The sequence below is a fragment of the Streptomyces sp. NPDC047841 genome, assembly GCF_040704085.1.
GTDB classification, from domain to species: domain Bacteria; phylum Actinomycetota; class Actinomycetes; order Streptomycetales; family Streptomycetaceae; genus Streptomyces; species Streptomyces argyrophylli.
This window is the reverse complement of sequence record NZ_JBEYRP010000014.1, coordinates 300,060-320,126: the sequence shown is the minus strand read 5'-3', so window position 1 is coordinate 320,126 and position 20,067 is coordinate 300,060. Positions and strand designations below refer to the sequence as shown.

17 protein-coding genes and 1 pseudogene are annotated in these 20,067 nt (G+C 72.6%); 10 read left to right on the top strand and 8 right to left on the bottom strand.

Annotated features, from left to right (window positions below):
* A pseudogene (locus AB0947_RS25220) lies at window positions 1-188 on the top strand (alpha/beta hydrolase); the annotation flags it as partial.
* 38 nt (window positions 189-226) lie between these two features.
* Window positions 227-1,084, top strand: coding sequence for an alpha/beta hydrolase (locus AB0947_RS25215; RefSeq protein ID WP_366752605.1), 858 nt, complete (start codon window positions 227-229; stop codon window positions 1,082-1,084).
* Window positions 1,085-1,163: 79 nt separating this feature from the next.
* On the opposite strand, the gene AB0947_RS25210 is transcribed toward AB0947_RS25215, so the two are convergent.
* From AB0947_RS25210 to AB0947_RS25185, 6 genes are all read right to left on the bottom strand, one after another.
* Window positions 1,164-3,914, bottom strand: coding sequence for an AAA family ATPase (locus AB0947_RS25210; RefSeq protein WP_366752604.1), 2,751 nt, complete (start codon window positions 3,912-3,914; stop codon window positions 1,164-1,166).
* Window positions 3,915-4,085: 171 nt separating this feature from the next.
* A complete protein-coding gene (locus AB0947_RS25205; protein WP_366752603.1) occupies window positions 4,086-5,201 on the bottom strand; it encodes a helix-turn-helix domain-containing protein in 1,116 nt (371 codons plus the stop codon).
* 128 nt (window positions 5,202-5,329) lie between these two features.
* A complete protein-coding gene (locus tag AB0947_RS25200) occupies window positions 5,330-5,596 on the bottom strand; it encodes a WhiB family transcriptional regulator (protein ID WP_366752602.1) in 267 nt (88 codons plus the stop codon).
* Window positions 5,597-5,670: 74 nt separating this feature from the next.
* Window positions 5,671-6,156 (bottom strand): DUF1269 domain-containing protein, encoded by a 486-nt coding sequence (locus tag AB0947_RS25195; protein ID WP_366752601.1) that lies wholly within the window; start codon window positions 6,154-6,156, stop codon window positions 5,671-5,673.
* Between the two features lie 217 nt (window positions 6,157-6,373).
* Complete coding sequence (locus tag AB0947_RS25190) at window positions 6,374-8,011, bottom strand: helix-turn-helix domain-containing protein (protein ID WP_366752600.1); 1,638 nt, start codon at window positions 8,009-8,011, stop codon at window positions 6,374-6,376.
* Between the two features lie 34 nt (window positions 8,012-8,045).
* Window positions 8,046-10,361, bottom strand: coding sequence for a helix-turn-helix domain-containing protein (locus AB0947_RS25185; RefSeq protein WP_366752599.1), 2,316 nt, complete (start codon window positions 10,359-10,361; stop codon window positions 8,046-8,048).
* A 478-nt stretch (window positions 10,362-10,839) separates the two neighbouring features.
* Here AB0947_RS25185 and AB0947_RS25180 point away from each other — a divergent pair, with 478 nt between their 5' ends.
* Window positions 10,840-11,796, top strand: coding sequence for a helix-turn-helix domain-containing protein (locus AB0947_RS25180; protein ID WP_366752598.1), 957 nt, complete (start codon window positions 10,840-10,842; stop codon window positions 11,794-11,796).
* A gap of 176 nt (window positions 11,797-11,972) precedes the next feature.
* On the opposite strand, the gene AB0947_RS25175 is transcribed toward AB0947_RS25180, so the two are convergent.
* Window positions 11,973-12,323: a UBP-type zinc finger domain-containing protein gene (locus AB0947_RS25175; protein WP_366752597.1), complete on the bottom strand. Its 351-nt coding sequence runs from the start codon at window positions 12,321-12,323 to the stop codon at window positions 11,973-11,975.
* A 128-nt stretch (window positions 12,324-12,451) separates the two neighbouring features.
* Window positions 12,452-13,423, bottom strand: a complete 972-nt coding sequence (locus AB0947_RS25170) for an alpha/beta hydrolase (protein ID WP_366752596.1) — start codon at window positions 13,421-13,423, stop codon at window positions 12,452-12,454.
* A gap of 853 nt (window positions 13,424-14,276) precedes the next feature.
* Between AB0947_RS25170 and AB0947_RS25165 the strand changes: the two genes are divergently transcribed.
* The 7 genes from AB0947_RS25165 to AB0947_RS25135 all read left to right on the top strand — a co-directional run bounded on the left by AB0947_RS25165 (window position 14,277) and on the right by AB0947_RS25135 (window position 19,988).
* Window positions 14,277-15,254: a cation diffusion facilitator family transporter gene (locus AB0947_RS25165; RefSeq protein WP_366752595.1), complete on the top strand. Its 978-nt coding sequence runs from the start codon at window positions 14,277-14,279 to the stop codon at window positions 15,252-15,254.
* Between the two features lie 158 nt (window positions 15,255-15,412).
* On the top strand, window positions 15,413-15,661 hold the full coding sequence (locus AB0947_RS25160) for a hypothetical protein (protein WP_366752594.1): 249 nt from the start codon (window positions 15,413-15,415) through the stop codon (window positions 15,659-15,661).
* A 114-nt stretch (window positions 15,662-15,775) separates the two neighbouring features.
* Window positions 15,776-16,411 carry a DUF5819 family protein gene (locus tag AB0947_RS25155; RefSeq protein WP_366752593.1) on the top strand — a complete coding sequence of 212 codons (636 nt, stop codon included), beginning with the start codon at window positions 15,776-15,778 and terminating at the stop codon, window positions 16,409-16,411.
* A gap of 333 nt (window positions 16,412-16,744) precedes the next feature.
* The gene (locus tag AB0947_RS25150; protein WP_366752592.1) at window positions 16,745-17,590 is read left to right on the top strand and encodes a hypothetical protein; all 846 of its coding nucleotides are present in this window, start codon (window positions 16,745-16,747) and stop codon (window positions 17,588-17,590) included.
* Between the two features lie 7 nt (window positions 17,591-17,597).
* Window positions 17,598-18,047, top strand: coding sequence for a DUF393 domain-containing protein (locus AB0947_RS25145; RefSeq protein ID WP_366752591.1), 450 nt, complete (start codon window positions 17,598-17,600; stop codon window positions 18,045-18,047).
* 343 nt (window positions 18,048-18,390) lie between these two features.
* Window positions 18,391-18,879, top strand: a complete 489-nt coding sequence (locus tag AB0947_RS25140) for a GNAT family N-acetyltransferase (RefSeq protein ID WP_366752590.1) — start codon at window positions 18,391-18,393, stop codon at window positions 18,877-18,879.
* Window positions 18,880-19,667: 788 nt separating this feature from the next.
* The gene (locus tag AB0947_RS25135; RefSeq protein ID WP_366752589.1) at window positions 19,668-19,988 is read left to right on the top strand and encodes a MerR family transcriptional regulator; all 321 of its coding nucleotides are present in this window, start codon (window positions 19,668-19,670) and stop codon (window positions 19,986-19,988) included.
* Window positions 19,989-20,067 lie beyond the last annotated feature (79 nt).

Below are 20,067 nucleotides of genomic sequence, written 5' to 3'. Positions count from 1 at the left end.
AGACCAAGCCCTCCTGGGGCCTGGTCTCCTCCTCCGACCACACCATCAACCCCGACGTCGAACGCTTCGGCTACCGGCGCGCCGGCATGACCACCGTCGAGGTCGACTCCTCCCACCTCGTCATGCTCGCCCACCCCGCCCGCGTCATCGCCCTCATCGAAGAAGCCGTCGCCGCCACCACCAAGTAGCAGCCCGCGCACCGCACACACCCCTCGGGAAGCCACCGATGAACACACCCCTGTCACGGCGCACCGTGACCGTGACCCTGCTGGCCGGCGCGGCCGCCCTCGGCGCCACCGGCCCCGCCCGCGCCACCCCGGCACCCGCCCCGGCCGGTACGACCGCCCCGGCCGCCCCCGACGCGCCCCACCCCACCATCGTCCTCGCCCACGGCGCCTTCACCGACGCCTCGAGCTGGGCTCCCGTCGTCGAGCGGCTGATCGAGCGGGGGCACCGCGTCGTCGCCCCGCCGGTACCCCTGCGCTCACTGGCCGGTGACGCCGCCCACCTCCGCAGCGTCCTCGACACCATCGAGGGCCCCGTCGTCCTCGTCGGCCACTCCTACGGCGGCTCCGTGATCAGCCGTGCCGCCGTCGGCGCCGCCCACGTCAAGGCCCTCGTCTACATCGCCGCCTTCGTCCCCGACGCCGGCGAGAGCGCGGCCGGGCTGACCGACACCTACCCGGGAAGCTCCCTGGCGCGCACCACCGTCACCCGGAAGTACCCGCTGCCCGGCGGCGGCCAGGGCGACGAACTCCTCATCCGCCAGGACCTGTTCCACCGGCAGTTCGCCGCCGGCGTCCCCGCCGCCACGGCGGAGGTCATGGCCGTGGGGCAGCGTCCCGTCACCGTGGCCGCCCTGCGGGAACGCGCCACAGCGGCCGCCTGGAAGGAGCTGCCCACCTGGTACCTCATCGCCACCGAGGACCGCAACATCCCGCCCGCCGCCCAGCGTTGGATGGCCACCCGGGCCAAGGCCCGCACCACCGCCGTCCACGCCCCGCACGCCGTCGCCGTCAGCGACCCACGCGCGGTGACCGACGTGATCCTCGACGCCGTGCGGTCCGTGCGCGCCGGCCACTGAGCGGGCGGGCGGGGGCGGCGGGGACGTAGGGGCGCACGTGCGCCGGGGTCTCCTCCCGCGAACGGACCCGGTGCGCCGGTCAGCCGTCCTCCGAGGCGGCGACCACGCGCGTGAGCTGGACGCGGGAGTTGACGGACAGCTTGCGGAAGACGGAGGACAGGTGGGTGTTGACCGTGTGCGGCGACACGACGAGCAGGTCGGCTGCCGAACGGTTGGTGTGGCCCGCGGCGACCAGGCGCGCGACCTTCCGCTCCGACGCCGTCAGCGCCTCCCAGCCGTGGGCCGGGCGCGGGCCGGCCGGCACCCGCCGGGCGCGCCTTCCCGCACGTCCCGACAGGCCGTGCGCATGCGCCGCGGCGGCATGGGCCCCCGCCTCGGCGTACGTGGCCCGCGCCTCCGTCAGGGCCTCGGCGGCCTCCGTCCGCAGACCGGCGTTCACCAGCGCCGTCCCCAGGTCGACGAGCGCCGCCGCCCGGTTCAGCGGCCGGGGACCGCCCCGCAGGAGGGTCACGGAGCGCCGGAGCAGGTCGACGTCGTTCGCGACCAGCCCCCGTGCCTGCGCCGCCAGGCCCGTGGCGGTGGGCACGTCCGGGTTGCGGGCGGCGTGCGCCTCGGCCTGCGCGGCGAGATCCTCGGCCAGCTCGCGGTCGCCGCCCCGCAGGGCGATGCGGACCGCGTCGTCCACCCAGGCGCGCAGCAGGCGCCACCGCATGAGGGCGTCGTGCCGCTGGACCTCCCGGAGCCGCTCCAGGGCCAGTGCGTGATCGTCCGCGGCACGGGCGTGGAGTGCCTCCAGGAACCGTACGGCGGCGGTGTTGCCGGGATTCGGCTTCACCGCCAGCCGTTCCCGCGCCGCGGCCAGGTCGCGCCGCGCCGCCTGCCGGTCGCCGCGCAGCAGGCCGATGCGGGACCGGATGACCCGGGCGTTGACCTGGTGCACCGGCGCACCGACCTCGTTCTCCAGGCGTTCGACGGTGACGAAGTCGGCCTCGGCGTCGTCGAGCCGTCCGAGCCCCAGGCGCTGGTGTCCCTGGGCCCACAGCAGCATGCCCTCGCGGAGCGAACCGTCCTTCCGGCTCGTCGCCCGGGCGAGCAGGCGCTCACCGCGCGCGAAGTCGTCCAGGTGCTGACAGGCCATGATCTCCTCGGGCAGGTACGCGGGATCGACCGCGCCGAGGGTGGTGAACAGGGTCAGGGCCGCGGCGGTCTCGCCGGCGTTGAGTGCCGCCTCACCGAGCCCGAACAGCGCCTGGACGTGTGCCTCGCTGTCGCCGGTCGCGACGGCCTGCCGTAGCGCCGCCTCGCCGTCCGCCCGCGCGGCGGACAGGTCGTTGCCGCGGGAGCGGGCCAGGGCGCGCAGGGCCGTCAGCCGCGCCGCGGTCTTCGGGCCGGCGCCGCCGGCCGCGAGCGCGGTGTCGACGCGGCGCCGCAGGTCCTCGGCCCGGTCCAGGTTCCACAAGGTGGCACCGATCGCTGCCTGGAGGCGGCTGGACACGTCCGGCGGGGGCTGCCGCGCGAGGAGCCGTTCCCCGGTCGCGAGCGCCTCCTTGTTCCGGCCGGCCCGGGTCAGGGCGACGATCACCCGCTCGCCGACGTCATAGCCGGCGGGGCTCCGCGGCGGTGTCAGTTCCAGCGCGCGGACGAGCAGGTCGGCGGCGAGGCCCGGGGTCACGGGCAGTACGTCGTCGGCGGCTCGCCGCAGCAGCGAGACCGCCTCCTCGTCACCGGGCAGTGCCCCGGTGAGCAGGTGGGAGACGGCCTCGATGGGCTGGTGACCGGCGGCGACGAGCTGCTGGGCGGCCTCCCGGTGCAGCGCCCGGCGGTCGCAGGGCGGGATGCCGGCGTAGACCGCCTGGCGCAGCAGGTCGTGACGGAAGACCAGGAAGTCCCCCTCGTCGGCGAGTACGTTCACGCGTACCGCCTCGTCCAGCATCCCGACCATGTCCAGCGAGGGCCGGCCGCTCAGCGCGACGGCGTCCTGGAAGCGGAACCTGCGCCCCAGCACGGCCCCGATCTCCAGGAAGCGCAGCGTGCCGGGGGAGAGGGCCGAAAGCCTGCCGCGCACACCGGCCACCAGGCCCGTCGGCACCGGCTCACCGGAGGGGTTCGTGGACCGCAGTCCCGTGAGCAGCTCGACCGCCAGGAAGGGATTGCCTCCGGCGCCCGCGAGCAGGTCGCGCACCTGTTCGTCGACGTCGGTCCCCAGCACGTCGTCCGCAAGCTGCTCGATGGCCGACGACGAGAGCGGGCCCAGGCGCACGTCGACGGCCGGCAGGGCGCGGGACGCTGCGGCGAGCGTCTCGTCCGCCTCCCGGGACGGATCCTGACGCCTGGTCAGCAGCCACAGCACGGGCGAGGCGCGCACGCGTGCCGGAAGCTGCGTCAGGACGAAGCGGCTCAGCGGATCGGCCCATTGCACGTCGTCCAGGCCGATGAGCACCGGGGTACGCGCGGCCAGCACCTCGATCTGCTCCGCCAGGTGCTGCACCAGCCAGATCCGGTGGTCGTGACCCCGGGACAGATCCGCGAACGCCTCGTCCGACAGCAGTGGCCGGTCATGGTGGGTGAGGCAGGCCAGCAGCGAGGAGAGCGGCACCAGGTGGTGCAGTTCGTCGGCCCTGCCGAGGCCGACGGAGAAGCCCAGCGTTTCCGCGTGTCCGGCGCAGTCCTCTAGCAGTGCCGTCTTGCCGATGCCCGCCTCGCCCGTGATCAGCGCCAGGGCCGCGCTGCCCGTACGGGCCACCGAGCCGGCCAGCGTCCGGAGCCGCTCCACCTCGGCTTCCCGGCCGCGCAGACCGCTTCTGGACAGCGATTGCCCCGCCGCCGTCACAGGCGTTCCCTTCCTCCACGAGCACCCGGCCGAGGCCAGGCCATATCACCGACCGTTGCGTGCGCCCCGCACGACGCGCCGGTGGTCCACTATCGCACGCACAGGCGAGTTCGGCCGAAAAACACAGGGATGACGGGAAAGCCCCCTTGGCCGGGAGGGCGGCCGACCGCATCAGGCCGCGGCCGTCCCGGACGGCCGTCGGGCCGGAAGCGCGCTCAGACGCGGCACCCGCGGTTCCGCCCCGGCCCGGTGGGCGGCGGCTCCTCCGGCAGGCGTGGGCTCACCGTCCAGGAGCGCCTTCTCCCGCCACTCGGCCGGCGACATCCCGTACATCCTGCGGAAGGCGCGGCTGAAGTGGGCCGCGCTGGAGAAACCGGACTGGCGCGCTATGGCGGAGATGGTCATGGCGGCGGACCCCTGACGGGCCAGCTCGCGGCGGCACCGCTGCAACCGGCGGCGCTGGATCCACCGGCTGGCCGTGGTGTCCTCGGCCTCGAAGAGCTTGTGCAGGTAGCGGGTCGAGATGTGGTGGCTGCGGGCTATGGACAGCAGGGTCAGGTCCGGATCGCCGAGCCGCTGGTCGATGTACGACTTCACGCGGGCGAGCAGGTCCTGCGCGCCCCCGGGCAGCGGGACCTCCTCGGGCAGCTGCTCCTCGGCGAGGACGGAGAGCAGGCCGACGACGTGGCGCACCAGTACCTCGCTGGTGCCGGGCGGCAGTTTCGCGACGGTGTCCCCGAGGCGGGCGAGCAGCGGCGACAGCAGCGCGGCGGAGGGCGCGCACCTGCTGATCGGCGTCGCCAGCACCCGCTTCAGGCGCGTCTCCGTCAGGCCGATCAGCCCCCGGGGGAAGACCAGGCAGGCCACGCGGAAGGTGCCGGTGAAGGTGATGCGCATGGGATGGGCGGCGTCGTAGAAGACGGTCTCGCCGGGCCCCACGCGCGTCTCCCGGTGCCCCTGGCTCACGACGGCGCCGCCCTCGAACAGGGACATGACCATCAGGCAGCCGTCGGGCGGGGACTCGGCCGGCTGTGCGGGCCGGCGTATCCGCACGGGACCGCCCTCGACGGTGACCACCTGCACCGGGCCGAGCCGGGTGGTCTGGAGCCTGCCCCGGCAGCGGTCACCCGGGACGGAGGCTTCGGCACCCGCGAACGTGCGGGCCAGGGCGTCGGACCAGTAAGCCGCTCTGTGGTGCTCGGGCACCGCGTCGGTGGAGTAACGAGCACTGAACGAGTTCCCGGTCCTGCCCCGTGTCCTGCCCGGTGTGATTGCGTCTGCCGGCACGTGTCCTGCCCCTCAGCCTGTCTGCCTCAGGACACCGTGCCAGCCGCCGGACGCCGGTACATCGCGTGAACGTTCCAGATACGCGCCCCGCCCGGCCGCGCACCCCGTCGTACGCTTCCGGGCCCGGTTCAGCCGCCGGGGCCGAGGGCGCGGCGCTGCCGTTCGGTGGAACCGCCCCAGACGCCGTACGCCTGCCGGGAGTTCTCGGCGAAGGACCGGCAGTCGGACTGGACCGGGCAGCCACGGCAGACGGCGATGGCGCGCGCCTCCCTGCGCCTGCGGGCACTTCCGCGCTCGCCCGCCGGAGAAAAGAACATCGAACTCTTCATGCCACGGCAAGCGGCTTGGGCCTGCCATTCCCAGAAACGCAACAGTGGCTTGGTGGTGGATTTCACGAGATTCCTTCCTCTCTTGCTTGGCGCTGCCCCAGTTCCTTCCCGTGGAGGACCGGCCCGCCCCTCGGTGGAGTTCAGCCCGCGAAGACCTCGCGCAGGCGGGCTTCCTGGTCCCGGTCGAGGTTCGAGCGGATGAGTTCGGCGTGCTCCGTGGGGAACGCCTCCTTCACCCGGTCGAGCACCTCGTCCCGGGTCAGCAGGAACAACGCGGACGTACCGCGGGTCACTTGCGCCTTCACCGACTCGATGAAGTCGTCGTCGATGCCCACGTCGGTCAGCTTGCCGCCCAGGGCGCCGGCCGCGGCGCCCACGGCGGCGCCGAGCAGCGGCATGAGGAAGATGAGGCCGAAGAGCAGTCCCCAGAAGGAGCCGGACAGGGCACCCGCCCCGACCAGATCGGTCAGTTGCCTGGTCCTGGGCTTCTTCGCCGTCTCGGGCCAGCTGACGGTGGCGGCGTCCACCACGGTGATCAGTTCCTGCTTCTGCAACTCGAGCAGTGTCTGCTCCACCTGCTCCGCACTTTCCGGCGTGTCGAATTTCCAGACCGTCAGCGTGGCCATCGATGAACCTTTCCGTTCGCGGCTGTGCGTCCCAGTAAAGATGCGTCCGCGGCGTTTTTCAGGCCCGGCCGTCCCGGCGTGCGGTGTCAGCACACATCGATGCACGCAGAGGCAGAAACGCCGCCGCCCGCCCGCATGCCGACGAGACGGGCGCGTGCCGTGAGCCCGGTCCTGGGAGGAGCGGGCCCGCGCCCGTCGCGGAATCGCGTCCGCGCGGTCAGGGGCCGAGACGGATGGTTCCGGCTGCCTCGTCGCCGAGCCTGCCGGCGCTGAACGCGGCCATCCGGAACACCTCCGGCCAGTGGCCCCAGAGGATCCACCGGCCGGAGAACCAGCGCACGGACTCCGCCACCTCCACCACTACGGAGTGTTCTCCCGCGTCCGCCGCGGCGCGCAACGCGGCCAGCCAGTTGGTGCCCTGACTGCGCAGCCACCGACCGGCGAGATCGGCGGAGGACAGGTCCACCAGCCCCCGCCGGGACGACGGAGGGGCTGCGCGTCCCGGTTCGAACCACCGGCCGGCCGCGACGGTCGTCTCCAGCAGCCAGCGGTACAGGCCGGCCCGCACGCGTTCGGCTCCGGCCTCCCCTTCCGCGGCCTCCAAATGGTTGTGCGCGTACAGACGCAGGAGATCGTGCAGCCGGAAGCGGTCGCCGACGGCCTCGAGGAGGCCGGCCCCGACGAGTTCGCCGAGGACGTCCTCGGCGCGGGACAGGCCCTGGCCGAGCAGATGCGCGGCGCAGGCCGCGCCGGCGTCCGCGCCGGGCACGACGGACAGACGCCTGAACAACCGGGCGGCGTCGGGCGTGAGTTGACGGTAGGACAGGTCGAAGGCCGCCGAGACCTTGCGGTCCCCGGCCACCAGGACGTCGAGCCGGCGCCTGTCCACGGCGAGCCGGTCGGCCAGGCGGCGCACGCTCAAGCCGGTACGCGTCGCGAGCCGGCTGCCGGCGATCCGCAGGGCCAGCGGCAGGTACCCGCACCGCAGGGCCACCTCACCGAGGGCAGCGGCTTCCCGGCGGGCGCGCTCCTCCCCGATCATCCCGCCGAGGAAGGCGACGGCTTCCCCGGGAGACAGTTCCCCCAGACTCATGCGCCGCACGTCCCGCAGGCCGGTGAGCACCTTGCGGCTGGTCACCACGGACAGGACCCGGCCCCGCCGGGGCAGCAGCGGGGCGATCTGGGACTCGTCGCGGGCGTTGTCGAATATCAGCAGGCACCGCCGGTCGCCGAGGACGCTCTCGTAGAGCGCGGCCCGTCCGGCGGCACCCGCCTGCACGATCTCGGCGTCCGCGACGTGGAACTCCTTGAGCACGCTCAGCATGACGTCCGTCGCCGACGGCGGATCCTCGTCCATGCCCCGCAGATCCATCACCACCCGGCCGTCCGGGAAGTGGTCCGCGAGGACCCGGGCCGCCTGAAGCGCCAGCGCGGTCTTGCCCATGCCCGGCGGAGCCGACACGGCCACGACCGTGGGCCGGGGACCGCCGGCCGCGGCGTCGGGTGCCGCGGCGAGGGCCGTCGCCGCTGCCGCCAGCGCGGCCAGTTCGTGCCGCCGCCCGACGAAATCGTCGATGCCGCGCGGGAGCGTACGGACCGACACGGGAGGCACCGACCCGGAGCGGTCGGCCCGCGCCGCGGCCAGCAGGCGCCGGCGCTGCTCCTCGTCCAGGCGCAGGCCGGCCGCGAGCGCGGCCACCGTGCGCCGCTGCGGGGCGGCGCGCCGGCCCCGTTCGAGGTCCCCGATGCCCCGGACGCTCACCCCCGAAGCCCTGGCGAGGCCCTCCATGGTCAGCAGCCGGTCCGTCCGCAGGCGTCGCAGCAGCACGCCGAACTCGTGTGTCCCCTCACTCACCCTCGCGGCTCCCCACGGTCTTGCGCGAACACGGTCAGAGGGTGACGGCGTCGAGGGCTTCGAGCCGTGCGGCGGCCTCCCGGACGACCCGCGGGTCCGCGGAGGGCCCCAGAGCGATGACGCGGGCGAAGACGGCGCGCGCGTCCGCCGTGCGTCCCGTCTCCAGCAGCATGACGCCCAGCCGGTGCAGATCGCGGCTCTGCAAACCGGTGTTGCCGCTCTCGGCGCTGAGCCCGACGGCCGTGCGCAGGTGGAACACGGCCTCCTTGGGCCTGCCCAGCCGCTCGCAGCAGTCCGCCATGCCCCCGTGGATCCCGATCCGGGCGAAGACGACCGCGTGCGGCTCCAGACGGTCCCTCGCCGCGTCGATGTACTCCAGGGCCCGGCGGAAGGCATCGAACGCCTCCTTGGCGTGGCCGGCTTCCGTCAGGATCAGCGCGACCCCGTGCCGGGCGGAGAGGCCCCCTTCGAGGTCGCCCACCGAGTCGAAGAGACGGCTCGCCCGGCTCATGTGGCCGGCCGCCGTTCCGTATGCGGAGAGTTTGCGGTGTGCCCAGGCCCGGTAGAAGTGGGCCCACGCCTGCTGCGGCCGATCGCCGGCCAGCCGCGCGACGTCGAGGGCCCTGGTGGAGAGCGCGAGGCCGTCCCGGTGGCGTCCTTCGCACACCAGGCGCGCCCAGGCCAGGTAGTTGAGGTGGGTGGCGTGCAGGACCGGGTCGCCGGTCCGCTCCGCGCTGTCGGCGGAGACGGCGAACACCTCGGGCCAGTGGCCCCAGAACACCCACTGGTCCGAGAACCAGTGCAGGGACTCCGCCACCTCCACCACCGTCGCGTGCCGGCCCGAGGCCGCCGCGGCGCGCAGCGCGGCCAGCCAGTTCGCGCTCTCCTCCTGGAGCCACGCACGGCCCTTGTCCGCCGTGGACAGGTCGACGTCCCCCTCCCAGCCGGCCGGCGGCGCCCCGTAGCCCGGCTCGTACCACCGGCCGGCCACGATCGCGGTCCGCAGCAGCCAGTCGTGCAGGGCCTCCCCGGCCCGCGCCACGGCGGCCGCGTCCTCCTCCTCGCCCAGCTTGTTCCCCGCGTGGATCCGCAGCAGGTCGTGCATGCGGTAGCGGTCCCGCTCGACGCCCAGCAGCCCCGCCTCCACCAGTTCCTCCAAGGCGTCCTCGGCGTCGAAGAGGGGCTGTCCGCACAACCGCGCCGCTCCCGCGGCGGAGACGTCGGGACCCGGCACCAGCGCCAGCCGCCGGAACATGCGGCCGGCGGCGTCACTCAGCTGCCGGTACGACAGGTCGAAGGCCCCGGACACCCGCACGTCTCCCGCGACCATGCGGCCCCAGCGCTCCGCGGCCGGCACCAGCGGGTCGGCGGGGCGGGCCACCGGCCCGGTCCTGCGCGTGGCCAGCCAGTGGCCCGCCAGGCGCAGGGCGAGCGGCAGGCGCCCGCAGAGCAGCGCGATCCGCTCCAGTTCCCCGGCGCCGGCCGCCGCGTACTCGTCGCCCCCGAGCCTCGCCAGGAGCGCCGTGGCCTCGGCCGCGCTCAGGACATCCAGGGGAACACGGTGCACACCCTCCAGACCGGTGAGCATGCGCCGGCTGGTGACGATCACCACGCCCTCGCCGGCGGCGGGCAGGAGCGGGCGCACCTGCGCCTCGTCCCGGGCGTTGTCGAGGACCAGCACGAAGCGCCGCTGCGCCATCGTCTGCCGGTAGAGGGGGATGTAGCCCTCAGGCCCGGCGGTGCCCAGCTCACGGTCGGTCACCCGCAGGGCCCGCAGGACGCCGAGCATCAGCTGCACCGGCGTGGGCGCCTCGTCGTCCAGCCCCCGCATGTCCACCACCAGCTGGCCGTCGGGGAAGCGGCCGGCGAGCCGGCGCGCGGCCTGCAGCGCCAGCGTCGTCTTGCCCACGCCCGGCGGGCCGGACACCGCCACGACCACCGGTGCCGTGCCCGCAGCGGACGCGGAACCCTCGCCGTTCCCCGCGCGCCCGCGCGCCGCGAGCGCCGCCAGTTCGGCGAACCGGGACAGCTCCCGCTCCCTGCCGACGAAGCCGGGCACGCCCTGCGGTACGGCCTGGACACCGACCGGTGTGTACGCGTCGCTGCGCCCGGCGCGGGCCGCCCCCAGGAAACGCCGCAGACCGGGCCCGGACAGGCCGAGGCCGCGCGCGAGGGCGGCGAGGGTGCGCCGCTGCGGCGCCGTACGGTGTCCGCGCTCCAGGTCGCTGATGCCCCGGACGCTCACGCCGCTGGCCTCGGCCAGTCCCTCGATGGTGAGTGAGGCCGCCAGGCGCAGCTCCCGGAGAACGGAGCCGAAGGCCGGCTCCGCCGCCGCGCGCACAGGTTCCACGGCTGTCATGTTCAAAGCACCTCGCCACTGTCTGCTGACCGGAGTTCCAACAGATGAAGTGGCATCAAGCGGCCCCTGGTCGTGCCGGCTGATGCGAGTTCAGGCTATGCCGGGGCCGTACGGGATGCGCCTGCGAGAAGGGCGCCGGGGGGCCGGAGTTCGCGCTGGTGCAACGACCCGTGCGCAGCCGGTCAACGAGGTGCCGCGTGCGACGTGGTCACGCGTGGCCGGGCCCGGTCGCCCCGCCCCGGCGGGGGCCGGTGGCTCACGATTCGTCCGGACTGCCTGCTTCGTGCCTGGTGATCGCCCAGGCCGGCCGCTTGGCTGTCCGGTGCGGGGACGCAGGCCGCGAGGTCGTCGCCTGGCACCCGTCGCCGAGGGAGCCGACGGGACGTTCCGCGGTCGGCCTGGACGCCGGCCCGCACCGTGCCAAGGCACCGGTCCCCGCCAGTGTCATGTGGTGGGAGAGGAGTACCGGATGAGCCCGGTGTTGACGACGGCCTTGGTGCCCGGCGAGCAGAAAGGCGCCTACTGGCGCGACGCCCTCGGTCGTGCGCTGGTGCCCGTGAGCGTCGTCCCGGACAAGGAGAGCTCCTTCCGGGGGCGGATCGTCACCGACAGGATCGGCGGGCTGCGGGTGACCACCGTGGAAGCCGACGCACAGCGGGTCCGGCGGACGGCCGCACACATCAAGCGCTCCCCGGAACCCTTCGTGGCCGTGGGCGTGCAGACGACGGGCAGGACCGTCCTCGCGCAGAACGGCCACGAGGGGACGGCCGGACCGGGCGACCTCTTCGTCTACGGCACGGCCCGCCCGTGCCTCATGGACAACCCCGAGCCCTTCTCGCTGCGCGTCGTGTACATCCCGCGCCGCATGCTCGCCCTCACGGACGACGAGCTGGACGGCGTCATGGGCAGGGTCATGAGTACGCGACGGGGGTGCGCCGCGGTCCTGAAGCCGTTCATCCTCACGGTCGTGGCCTCCGCGCACAAGTACCTGCCCTCGGCCTCGGGCGGGCTGGCCAACGGTCTCGTCGACCTCTTCTCCACCCTGGTCGCCGAGCAGATGGAGGCGAAGGCCCAGGGCGACGGCAGCACCGGCAACCATCTCGTGGCCCGCGTCCGCGAGTTCATCGACCAGAACCTCGGCGACCCGGCCCTGTCACCCGAGTCCGTGGCCAAGGCGCACAACATCTCGGTGCGGTACCTGCACCGGCTCTTCCAGGACGAGGGCATCACCGTCAGCCGGCTGATACAGCGGCGCCGGCTCGAGAAGTGCGCCCGTGAACTGGCGCGGCGCGGCCGCACCACGCCCACCGTGTCCGCCGTCGCCCAGCGCTGGGGGTTCGTCAACCCGACACATTTCAGCCGGGCGTTCCGCGGTGCCTACGGCCTCTCGCCCCGCGAGTGGCGCAGCGTCCGCCTCCAGGCCTGACGCACTGACGCTCCATCCGGCCGAGGGGTAGGCGGGGTGGCCGGCGCGGTCAGGACGGCGGGGGCCGGTCGGCAGCGGCCCGGCGGCGACGGCCCACCGATGCCACCGGCGCCCGCGCCCCTGCCACCAATGCCCGCGCCCGAGGCCGGGAGGGAGGGGGCGGGGGCGGCCCGGCGTCAGCCCAGCCGGTCCTGCCAGTCGGCCGGCACGCGTCCCGCGGGTCCGGGAACGGGCTGGTCGGCCGGATGGCTGTGCGGCGGAGCGAGCTGCGGCCCCGTCTCGTACAAGGTCGACGTGCCGTAGTCCCAGAACCAGTCCTCGCCGGGTTCGAAGCTCTGGATGAACGGGTGGCCGCTCGTCCGGGCGTGGGCGGTGGCGTGCTTGGAGGGGGAGTCGTCGCAGCAGCCGATGTGACCGCAGCCCGCGCAGCGCCGCAGGTGGAACCACCAGCCGCCGGTGGCTTCGCACTCCACGCAGCCGGTGCCGCTGGGCGGGACGTCGGGGTCGATGCCGTTGGAAGTCGTCACTGTCTCTCCACGAGGTGTAGGGCGGGGGCGGGGCGGCGGCCGGTCGTACGGCGAAAGGCGGCCAGCCGGTGGGCTGGCCGCCTTTCCCCGCGCACGGTACTGCTCCGTGCGCGCCGTCCCGCCCGCGGTCAGCTGGTGTGCAGAGCGGCGTGCAGCGTGCGGGCCGCCAGGGTGATGGCGAGTTCCGCGCCGTGGGTCTCCCGCAGGGCGTTGAGCATCACGAAGTCGTGGATGACGCCTTCGACGCGGACGGCGGTGACGGCTACGCCGGCCTGGCGCAGCTTGGACGCGTACGCCTCGCCCTCGTCGCGCAGCACGTCCGCCTCGGCGGTGATGACCAGGGCCTGGGGCAGGCCGGCGAGCTGCTCGGTGGTGGCGCGCAGCGGGGAGGCGGTGATCTGGGCGCGCTCGGTCTCGTCGGTGGTGTACTGGTCCCAGAACCACTGCATGCCGTCGCGGCGCAGGAAGTAGCCCTCGGCGAACTGGTGGTAGGAGCCGGTCTCGAAGCTCGCGTCCGTGACCGGGTAGAACAGCACCTGCTGCACCAGGGAGACGTCACCGCGCTCCTTGGCCATCAGCGTCAGCGCCGCGGCCATGTTGCCGCCGACCGAGTCACCGGCCACGGCGAGGCGGGACGCGTCCAGGCCCTTGCCGGCGCCGTCCTTCACGATCCAGCGGGCGACCGCGTAGTTCTGCTCGATGGCGACCGGGTAGCGGACCTCGGGGGAGAGGTCGTACTCGGGGAAGACCACGGCCGCGTTGGCGCCGACGGCGAGTTCGCGGACCAGGCGGTCGTGGGTGTGGGCGTTGCCGAACACCCAGCCGGCGCCGTGGATGTAGAGGATGACGGGCAACGTGCCCCCGGCCCCGGCCGGCTTGACGATCCGGGCCCGCACCGAGCCGGTCGGTCCGCCCTCGACGGTGATCCACTCGTCGTCCACCGCGGGCTTGGCGATGTCGCCGGACTGCACCTCGTCGACCGTCTTGCGGCCCTCGACCGGGCCCAGGTCGGCCAGGTACGGCGGCTTGCCGGTCGCCTCGGCGAACGCCGCCGCGGCGGGCTCCAGCACCGGCTGCACCGGCTCGTACACGTAAGACATTGCACACTCCTGAGACGTCGTGGATGTGCCGGTGGTCCCGGCGCGGCCATGCCCACCGGATGCGGGATCCACTGGACTGCGGCCACGTTATGGCCGCTGCCGCGCCCCCTCTTGCGTGCGTGCGCACGGACTCTGACCACCCCGCGCACAATCCGGAGTGCGGGCGGGCCGGGCGGCGGCTGGTACCGGGGGGCTCCGTGCCGGCCGGACCGCAGGACGGCATCCGGGCACCGCTGTGCACTCTCGGCGCCCTGGCCGTGCACCGACCGGCACGTCCTCGGCGGCCGTGCGCCTAGCGTTCGCCGCACGGACGCGCACCGGCGCGCAGGGACTCGTGGCAGTGCGTCCCGCCGGCGACGCCACGGCGCGGAGGGAGCCCAGATGCCCGCGGTTCGCGACGCACCACCCCCGGAAGCGGACGGTGACACGGACGTCCCGCGCGTCACCGGTGTGCCGGTGACGCGCCCACCGCTTCCCGGGCGGGACGCCAGGCCGGTGCGGCGCTCGCCGGCAGACCACACCCGGTGCTCCGCGGACCCGGCGACGGCACAGTCAGTCTCCCCGCCCTGCCGGTGCCCACCGCGCGCGCCACGACGACCCCCGCCCCAGGACCCGGTGCTCGGCCGTGCCGCCGTCGACGCCGCTTCCCGTGCGCACCGGCCGCGCCCCCGCGCCCCCGGCCGGCCTGCTCCCGGCAGCCGCCCGCCGCCGTACCAGCTCGTCGGCGACGGCCCTTCGCCGGGCGGGCCGTGTGGTGGATCACCGCCCGGCGCTGCCGCGACAGCACGCCGACTCCTCCACCGCGGGCGCCCGGCCCGCCCTCCCGTTCACCGCACACAGGACACTCGAGGCCATGTCAAAACCAGTACCCACGGCGGCCGGGAACGGCGAGAGCCTCCTCACGGTCGTCGTCGCCGCCCTCGCCAATCTCTGCATCGCCCTGGCCAAGGCCGTCGCCGGCCTGATCAGCGGCTCCAGCGCGATGCTGTCCGAGGCCGCGCACTCGGTCGCCGACACCGTCACCGAGGTGCTGCTGCTGACCTCCCTCAAACGCAGCGCCCGCCCCGCCGACGAGGACCACCCCCTCGGCCACGGCCCCGAACGCTGGATCTGGGCGCTGCTCGCCGCCGTCGCCACCTTCGTCGGCGGCGCCGCCTTCTCCCTCTACGACGGCCTCCACACCCTGGTCGAGGGCGAAGAGCCCGGCGACCCCCTGGTCTCCTATGTCGTCCTCGTCGTCGCCTTCCTCCTGGAGGGCTACTCGCTGCGCACCGGCCTGAAGCAGGCGCGCGGGGAGGCGGCCCGGGTCGAAGTGCCCTTCCGGCGCTTCCTGCGCCGCACCCCCGACACCGCCGTCAAGGCCGTCGTCCTGGAGGACTCCACCGCCCTGGTGGGCCTGCTGCTCGCCGCGGCCGGGCTGCTCGGCGGACAGCTGACCGGTTCCGGCGTCTGGGACGGCATCGCCTCCCTGTGCATCGGCGCGCTCCTGCTGTACGTCGCCTGCGTGCTCGGCCGGTCCAACGCCGAGTTCCTGATCGGCCGCGCTCTCCCGCGTGACGTTCGGGAGCGGATACGCGCCGAGCTGCTCCAGATCGAACACATCGAGGCCGTCCTGGAGTTGACGACCCTGGTGCAGGGTCCGCGCCAGGCCCTGGTCGCCGCCAAGGTCGACTTCCAGGGAACGGCGACAGCGACCGACGTCGTGGGGGCATGTGAACGCGCCGAAGCGCAGTTGCGGGAGCTGTTCCCGGTGATCAGACAGCTGTACCTGGATCCGACACCGGGTCTCGGGCAGGTGGTGGGGCGGGGATCAGCCTCCGGCCGTGACTGAAGCGGATGAACGAGCCTGCCGCACATCGAGAACTCGAACGGCTCAAATTACATCCAACGGCCTGTTATTTCCATGGAGGGCGGTTGGGTCGGGCGGGTGAATCTCCGGGGGATATTAAGGCATGTGGGTCAACTTTCCCTGCGTGTTCAAGCGGAGGGGTGGCGCTCGCGAACCCGTCCGTCCTGCCCGCGCACCGAGTGATCTCGTCCGTCGGCCACACCCTCGGCTACGGCGGTCCGGACCACGGAAGTGGCTCCTCGTCCCTGAACCTGGACCACAACTGCAAGGGTGGCACCTTCGGGTACTGCACTCAGAACGCGACGTTCAACCCGACCCTGACGCTGACCCTGATTCCCATCGGCATCATCGGGGGATCCAACGGCACGAACAACCCGACCAACGCCTAAACGGGCGACATCGCGCCGCCCAGAAGCCCCGACACGCCGCCGGTTTTCCCCGGGGCGGCCAGTCAGGCAACACGGCGCGCCGAAAGTGAACCGTCCGTCCTTCTCGGCGCGGGCGTGGCGGCGTCGCCCCCGAAACCGTCGACATCTCTGGCGCTGCTGACGGTCGCGGCCGCCGTTCTGATCGGCGCGGCTTTATGGCACCTGTGTATGGTTTTCCTGACTCTGGCGCCGGCCAGTTCCGTGACCAACAGATATCAACAGAAGATCAACGGTTATATCTATCCTGAATTCGGTCAGAAGTGGCAGATGTTCGCACCCAACCCGTTGGCCCAGAACGTGTCGGTCGGTGCGCGGGTCCAGACCCTGGGGCGCCATGGCGCCCGGCACACGTGGGACTGGGAAAACCTCTCGTTCTCGCATCTCGAAGCGATGGAACACAACTCGGTTCCCAGTCATCTGGATCAGAACGTCCTCCGCCGGTCCTGGGATTTCTACACGCAAACGCATGACTTGAAGGAAAAGCCTACGAACGGCATGCGCAGCGCGCTTTCCATCGAGTACCTGGAGCGGATCGCACTTCAGCGATTCGGCCGTCAGTGGCACGGCGAGCGGATCACCCGTATTCAACTCGCGAGCCGTACCACTGACGTCGCCCCTCCGAAGTGGACGGGGCAGAAGGCGCCGGACGCGACGGCCTACAGAATCCTGCCGTGGTGGCCGGTCGATGAGAAGTCCTACAAGGAGCTGTGACGTGTACGAGAACCGCAACGCGGCGGCGGTCGCCGTTCCGGCGCCGCAACCTCCCGCAGACGGCGTCACCGCATCCCCGCCCTCATCGGCCGCAAAGCCCCAGCCGTCGACAACCGGGCATCCTGCCGTTCGGGTCGCCGTGCGCGAACGCGTCATCGCGCGGCTTTCGCGACTCATGGCCTTCGCCGGCCGCACCCACTCCCCGTACCAGGCCGCTGTCATCCGGATCGGCTACGGCTTCTTCTTCGCCTGCTACCTGCTCCGGGAGTGGCCGAACCGCCGCGTGCTGTTCGGTGACCACAACCCATGGTCGCTGACCATGAAACAGGATGCTTGCGCACCCGCGCCACGGCGGTGTTCTTCCTCGTGGGGGTACTGGCGATCGAGAACCGTAGTCCGTTCGCAGGCGACGCGGGTGACGACATCATCCGGATCATGGCGGTGTACTTGGCCTTCACCCGCTGTGGCCGGGTCTGGTCGCTGGACGCGCGCCGCCGTGGACATCGTGCCGACGGCACACGGCAAGACCGGGCCGGGGTGGCCCTGTGGTCCGTGCTCGGCCCCCTGCTGCTGTGGGCTTCGTGTGTCCACTGGGACGGCTGGCTCGGAATCTTCTGGGCCATGTGGAGCCTCCAGGGGGTGTGGTTCGCCCTGAACCGGTGGGCCCCTCGCCATGAGACGCGCGCCCTGCTGGATTCCGGCGCCGCCATGCTGCACAACTGCGCGATGCTGGTCATCGCCGCCCAGGTCTGTCTGATCTACGCCTCGGCGGGCCTGTACAAGAGCCAAGGGACGAAGTGGCAGGACGGAAGCGCCGTCTACTATGCGATGCATCTGGACCTCTTCCGCCCCTGGCCGTGGCTGACCGGTCTCGTCTCGGCGAACATGCTGCTGGTCTTCCTGCTGTATTACGGCACAGTGATCATGCAGATCTCCTTTCCCTTCACCCTCATGTACCGCAAGGTCAAGAACGTGCTGCTTGCCGTCATGATCCTCGAGCACGTCGGGATCGCGGTCATCCTGGGGATCCCCTTCCTCTCGCTCGCCATGATCGTCAGCGACTCGGTCTTCCTGCCAACAGCTCTTCTGGTCTGGGCCGGCGGCCGGATCACCGCGCTGGCGCGGGGGATCCGCGAGCGCCACGGACGATCCGCGGACGGATGCCTGCAAGGGGCGTGAGCATCCGATGAACCTCTCCCACCGCACCGACGGCCGGCTCCCACAGCTTTCACTGCTCGTCTACGACGGCGACTGTGGCTTCTGCACCGCTTCGGTACGGTTCATCACCCGCCATGTCAGGCCCAAGTGCACCGTCTCCGCCTGGCAGTTCACGGATCTCGAAGCACTCGGCGTCACGGAGCGGCGGGCACAGCACGAAGTGCTCTGGGTCACCCCGACGGGCACGGTGTACGGCGGCTCCCAAGCCCTGGCCAAGGCCCTGCTGAGCGCAGGCCCCAGGTGGCACATCCTCGGCGGCCTCCTGCTCACGGTCCCCGTCCGGTGGCTCTCCCACGGCGTCTACAGACTGGTCGCCGCCAGACGCCACCAGCTGCCGGGCGGCACAGCGACGTGCCGTGCGGGCGCCCGTACGGGCCGGCCGGCGCAATCCTCCCAGCCGGCCCCGCCGTCGCACTGAGGTGACGGGGGCCCGGGGGCTTACGCGATCAACCAGGGCGCATCCGTTCGCCGGCGTGCGGTCCAGCGTCTCCTGATGCGGGTCACGAGGCCGGCCCGAGGTCGTCCCGCACACGCTGGCATTCGCTGCGGCAGGCCCAGGGGAAGCAGCGGTCGGCCACCGCGTTCCCCGGCTCCTCCGCAGCGGTCCGGGCGTCCAAGTCGCCACGGCGGGCGGCCGGTGCGGGGCCGCGGTGACTCGGCCGACCGAAGCCTGGGCAGGCGGTTGCCGGAAGCGGTGCGGGAGTCCTGCCCGAGCGGCCGACCCGCCGCATGACGGCACCTCCCGGTGCAATACTCTCCCGATGAGTTCACGCACTTCCCCGGTCAGCCGGCCGATCACCATACGGAGGGCCGTCGCGCGGGATGCCAAGCGGCTCACGCGGCTCGTGCGCGGCTCAGGCGCCTACCAGGGTATGTACGCAGCCGCGGTCGCGGGCTACCGGGTCGGTCCTGATTACATCGAGGCCCACCGCACGTTCGTGGCCGTCGGGGCCGACGAGCATGGAGGCCGGGTCCTCGGGTTCTACTCGCTCGTCCTCGCTCCACCGGAACTCGACCTGCTGTTCGTCGCCGACGAAGCGCAAGGGCGGGGTATTGGACGACTGCTCGTCGCGCACATGCAGTCCGAGGCCCGGGCCGCCGGGCTGGACCGTGTCAAGGTCGTGTCGCATCGTCCCGCCGAGGACTTCTACCACCGCGCAGGTGCGGTGCGGACCGGGACCGCGTTCGCGAATCCGCCCGCCGTGCCGTGGGACCGGCCCGAATTCGAGTTCCGCATTCCTTCGCAGTGACGCGACGCCGGTTCGCAGGGCACCGGACGATCGTGCCGGGGGTCGGCTACCACCGGCAGCACGCAGTGCCTCCGTCGCACGCCTCTTGCAGACGCCGACGCGGTCCAGCACCGTCCGGTACGAGGCGGCGCCGTGAGCAGCTGTGACATCGGGAAACTGACGGGTGGGTCGGCACGGTCCGAGATCCTGCTGAGGCCTGAGCCCGTCCCCGGCGCCGGCCGAAGGACACTCTGAACGCGGCTCGTGCGCGGCCACGTCCCGCGGGATCTCCAGTCGGAGCGCGGTCCTGAGCGGGGACCGCCATTCGAGTGAGCATTCTTGCTGGCGTACCTGTGGCAGAAGCAGACGCGCACTCCGTGGAGAAAAACTGTCATGGCTGGAGTAGACATTGGCCCGTAGCGGGGTTACTGTTTTGTCGTACCCAGGAAGTCGAAGAGGGCACGGCAGACACGAACTGCCGCGCAAGCAGGTCAAGCAGGACCGGCCCCACGGGGGCCGCGAGCAGTACCCGCGGTATCCAGCTGTACAACCGAGTAATCGAAGGTAAGGAGCCGAACGCCATCAGGATCGCCCGGGCGAGGAAGCAGTCCGCCCGGGTACCGCAAGACCCCGGATTGGAAGGTGGTCCCCGGTCACGCATCCGCGATCCCCGCAGTCCCGTCCTTCCAGGCGGAACGTGCGGACACAGAAGGCCGGCGCAGTCGGCCGGTAGATGGTGTTGAAAGCTCGGGGCCCGGGTGCCATGTGGCACCCGGGCCCCCCGATGCGTCCCCTGGAAGAAGAGGTCTATGCCCCCTGCCAGTTCCCGTCCCATCGTCCCCCTCGACGATGACGACTACCCCGCCTACACCATGGGCCGGGCCGCCGAGATGCTCGGCACCACCCCCGCCTTCCTCCGCGCCCTCGGCGAACACCGCCTGATCACCCCGCTGCGCTCCGAAGGCGGCCACCGCCGCTACTCCCGTTACCAGCTGCGCATCGCCGCCCGCGCCCGCGAACTCGTCGACCAGGGCACCGCGATAGAGGCCGCCTGCCGCATCGTCATCCTCGAAGACCAGCTCGCAGAGGCCCAGCGCATCAACGAGCAACTGCGCGCCGAAGGCGGCTAGCCGCCGGCGGACGAGGCGGCCGAGAAACCCCACCGCCGGTCCACAGCTCAGGCGGGCCGAACGCGTCAACCAGGTTGTC

Coding starts and splice junctions, on each gene's coding strand:
- AB0947_RS25215 (WP_366752605.1), top strand. CDS start 227: ATGAACACACCCCTGTCACGGCGCACCGTGACCGTGACCCTGCTGGCC.
- AB0947_RS25195 (WP_366752601.1), bottom strand. CDS start 6,156: ATGGCCACGCTGACGGTCTGGAAATTCGACACGCCGGAAAGTGCGGAG.
- AB0947_RS25180 (WP_366752598.1), top strand. CDS start 10,840: ATGAGCCCGGTGTTGACGACGGCCTTGGTGCCCGGCGAGCAGAAAGGC.
- AB0947_RS25170 (WP_366752596.1), bottom strand. CDS start 13,423: ATGTCTTACGTGTACGAGCCGGTGCAGCCGGTGCTGGAGCCCGCCGCG.
- AB0947_RS25165 (WP_366752595.1), top strand. CDS start 14,277: ATGTCAAAACCAGTACCCACGGCGGCCGGGAACGGCGAGAGCCTCCTC.
- AB0947_RS25145 (WP_366752591.1), top strand. CDS start 17,598: ATGAACCTCTCCCACCGCACCGACGGCCGGCTCCCACAGCTTTCACTG.
- AB0947_RS25140 (WP_366752590.1), top strand. CDS start 18,391: ATGAGTTCACGCACTTCCCCGGTCAGCCGGCCGATCACCATACGGAGG.
- AB0947_RS25135 (WP_366752589.1), top strand. CDS start 19,668: ATGCCCCCTGCCAGTTCCCGTCCCATCGTCCCCCTCGACGATGACGAC.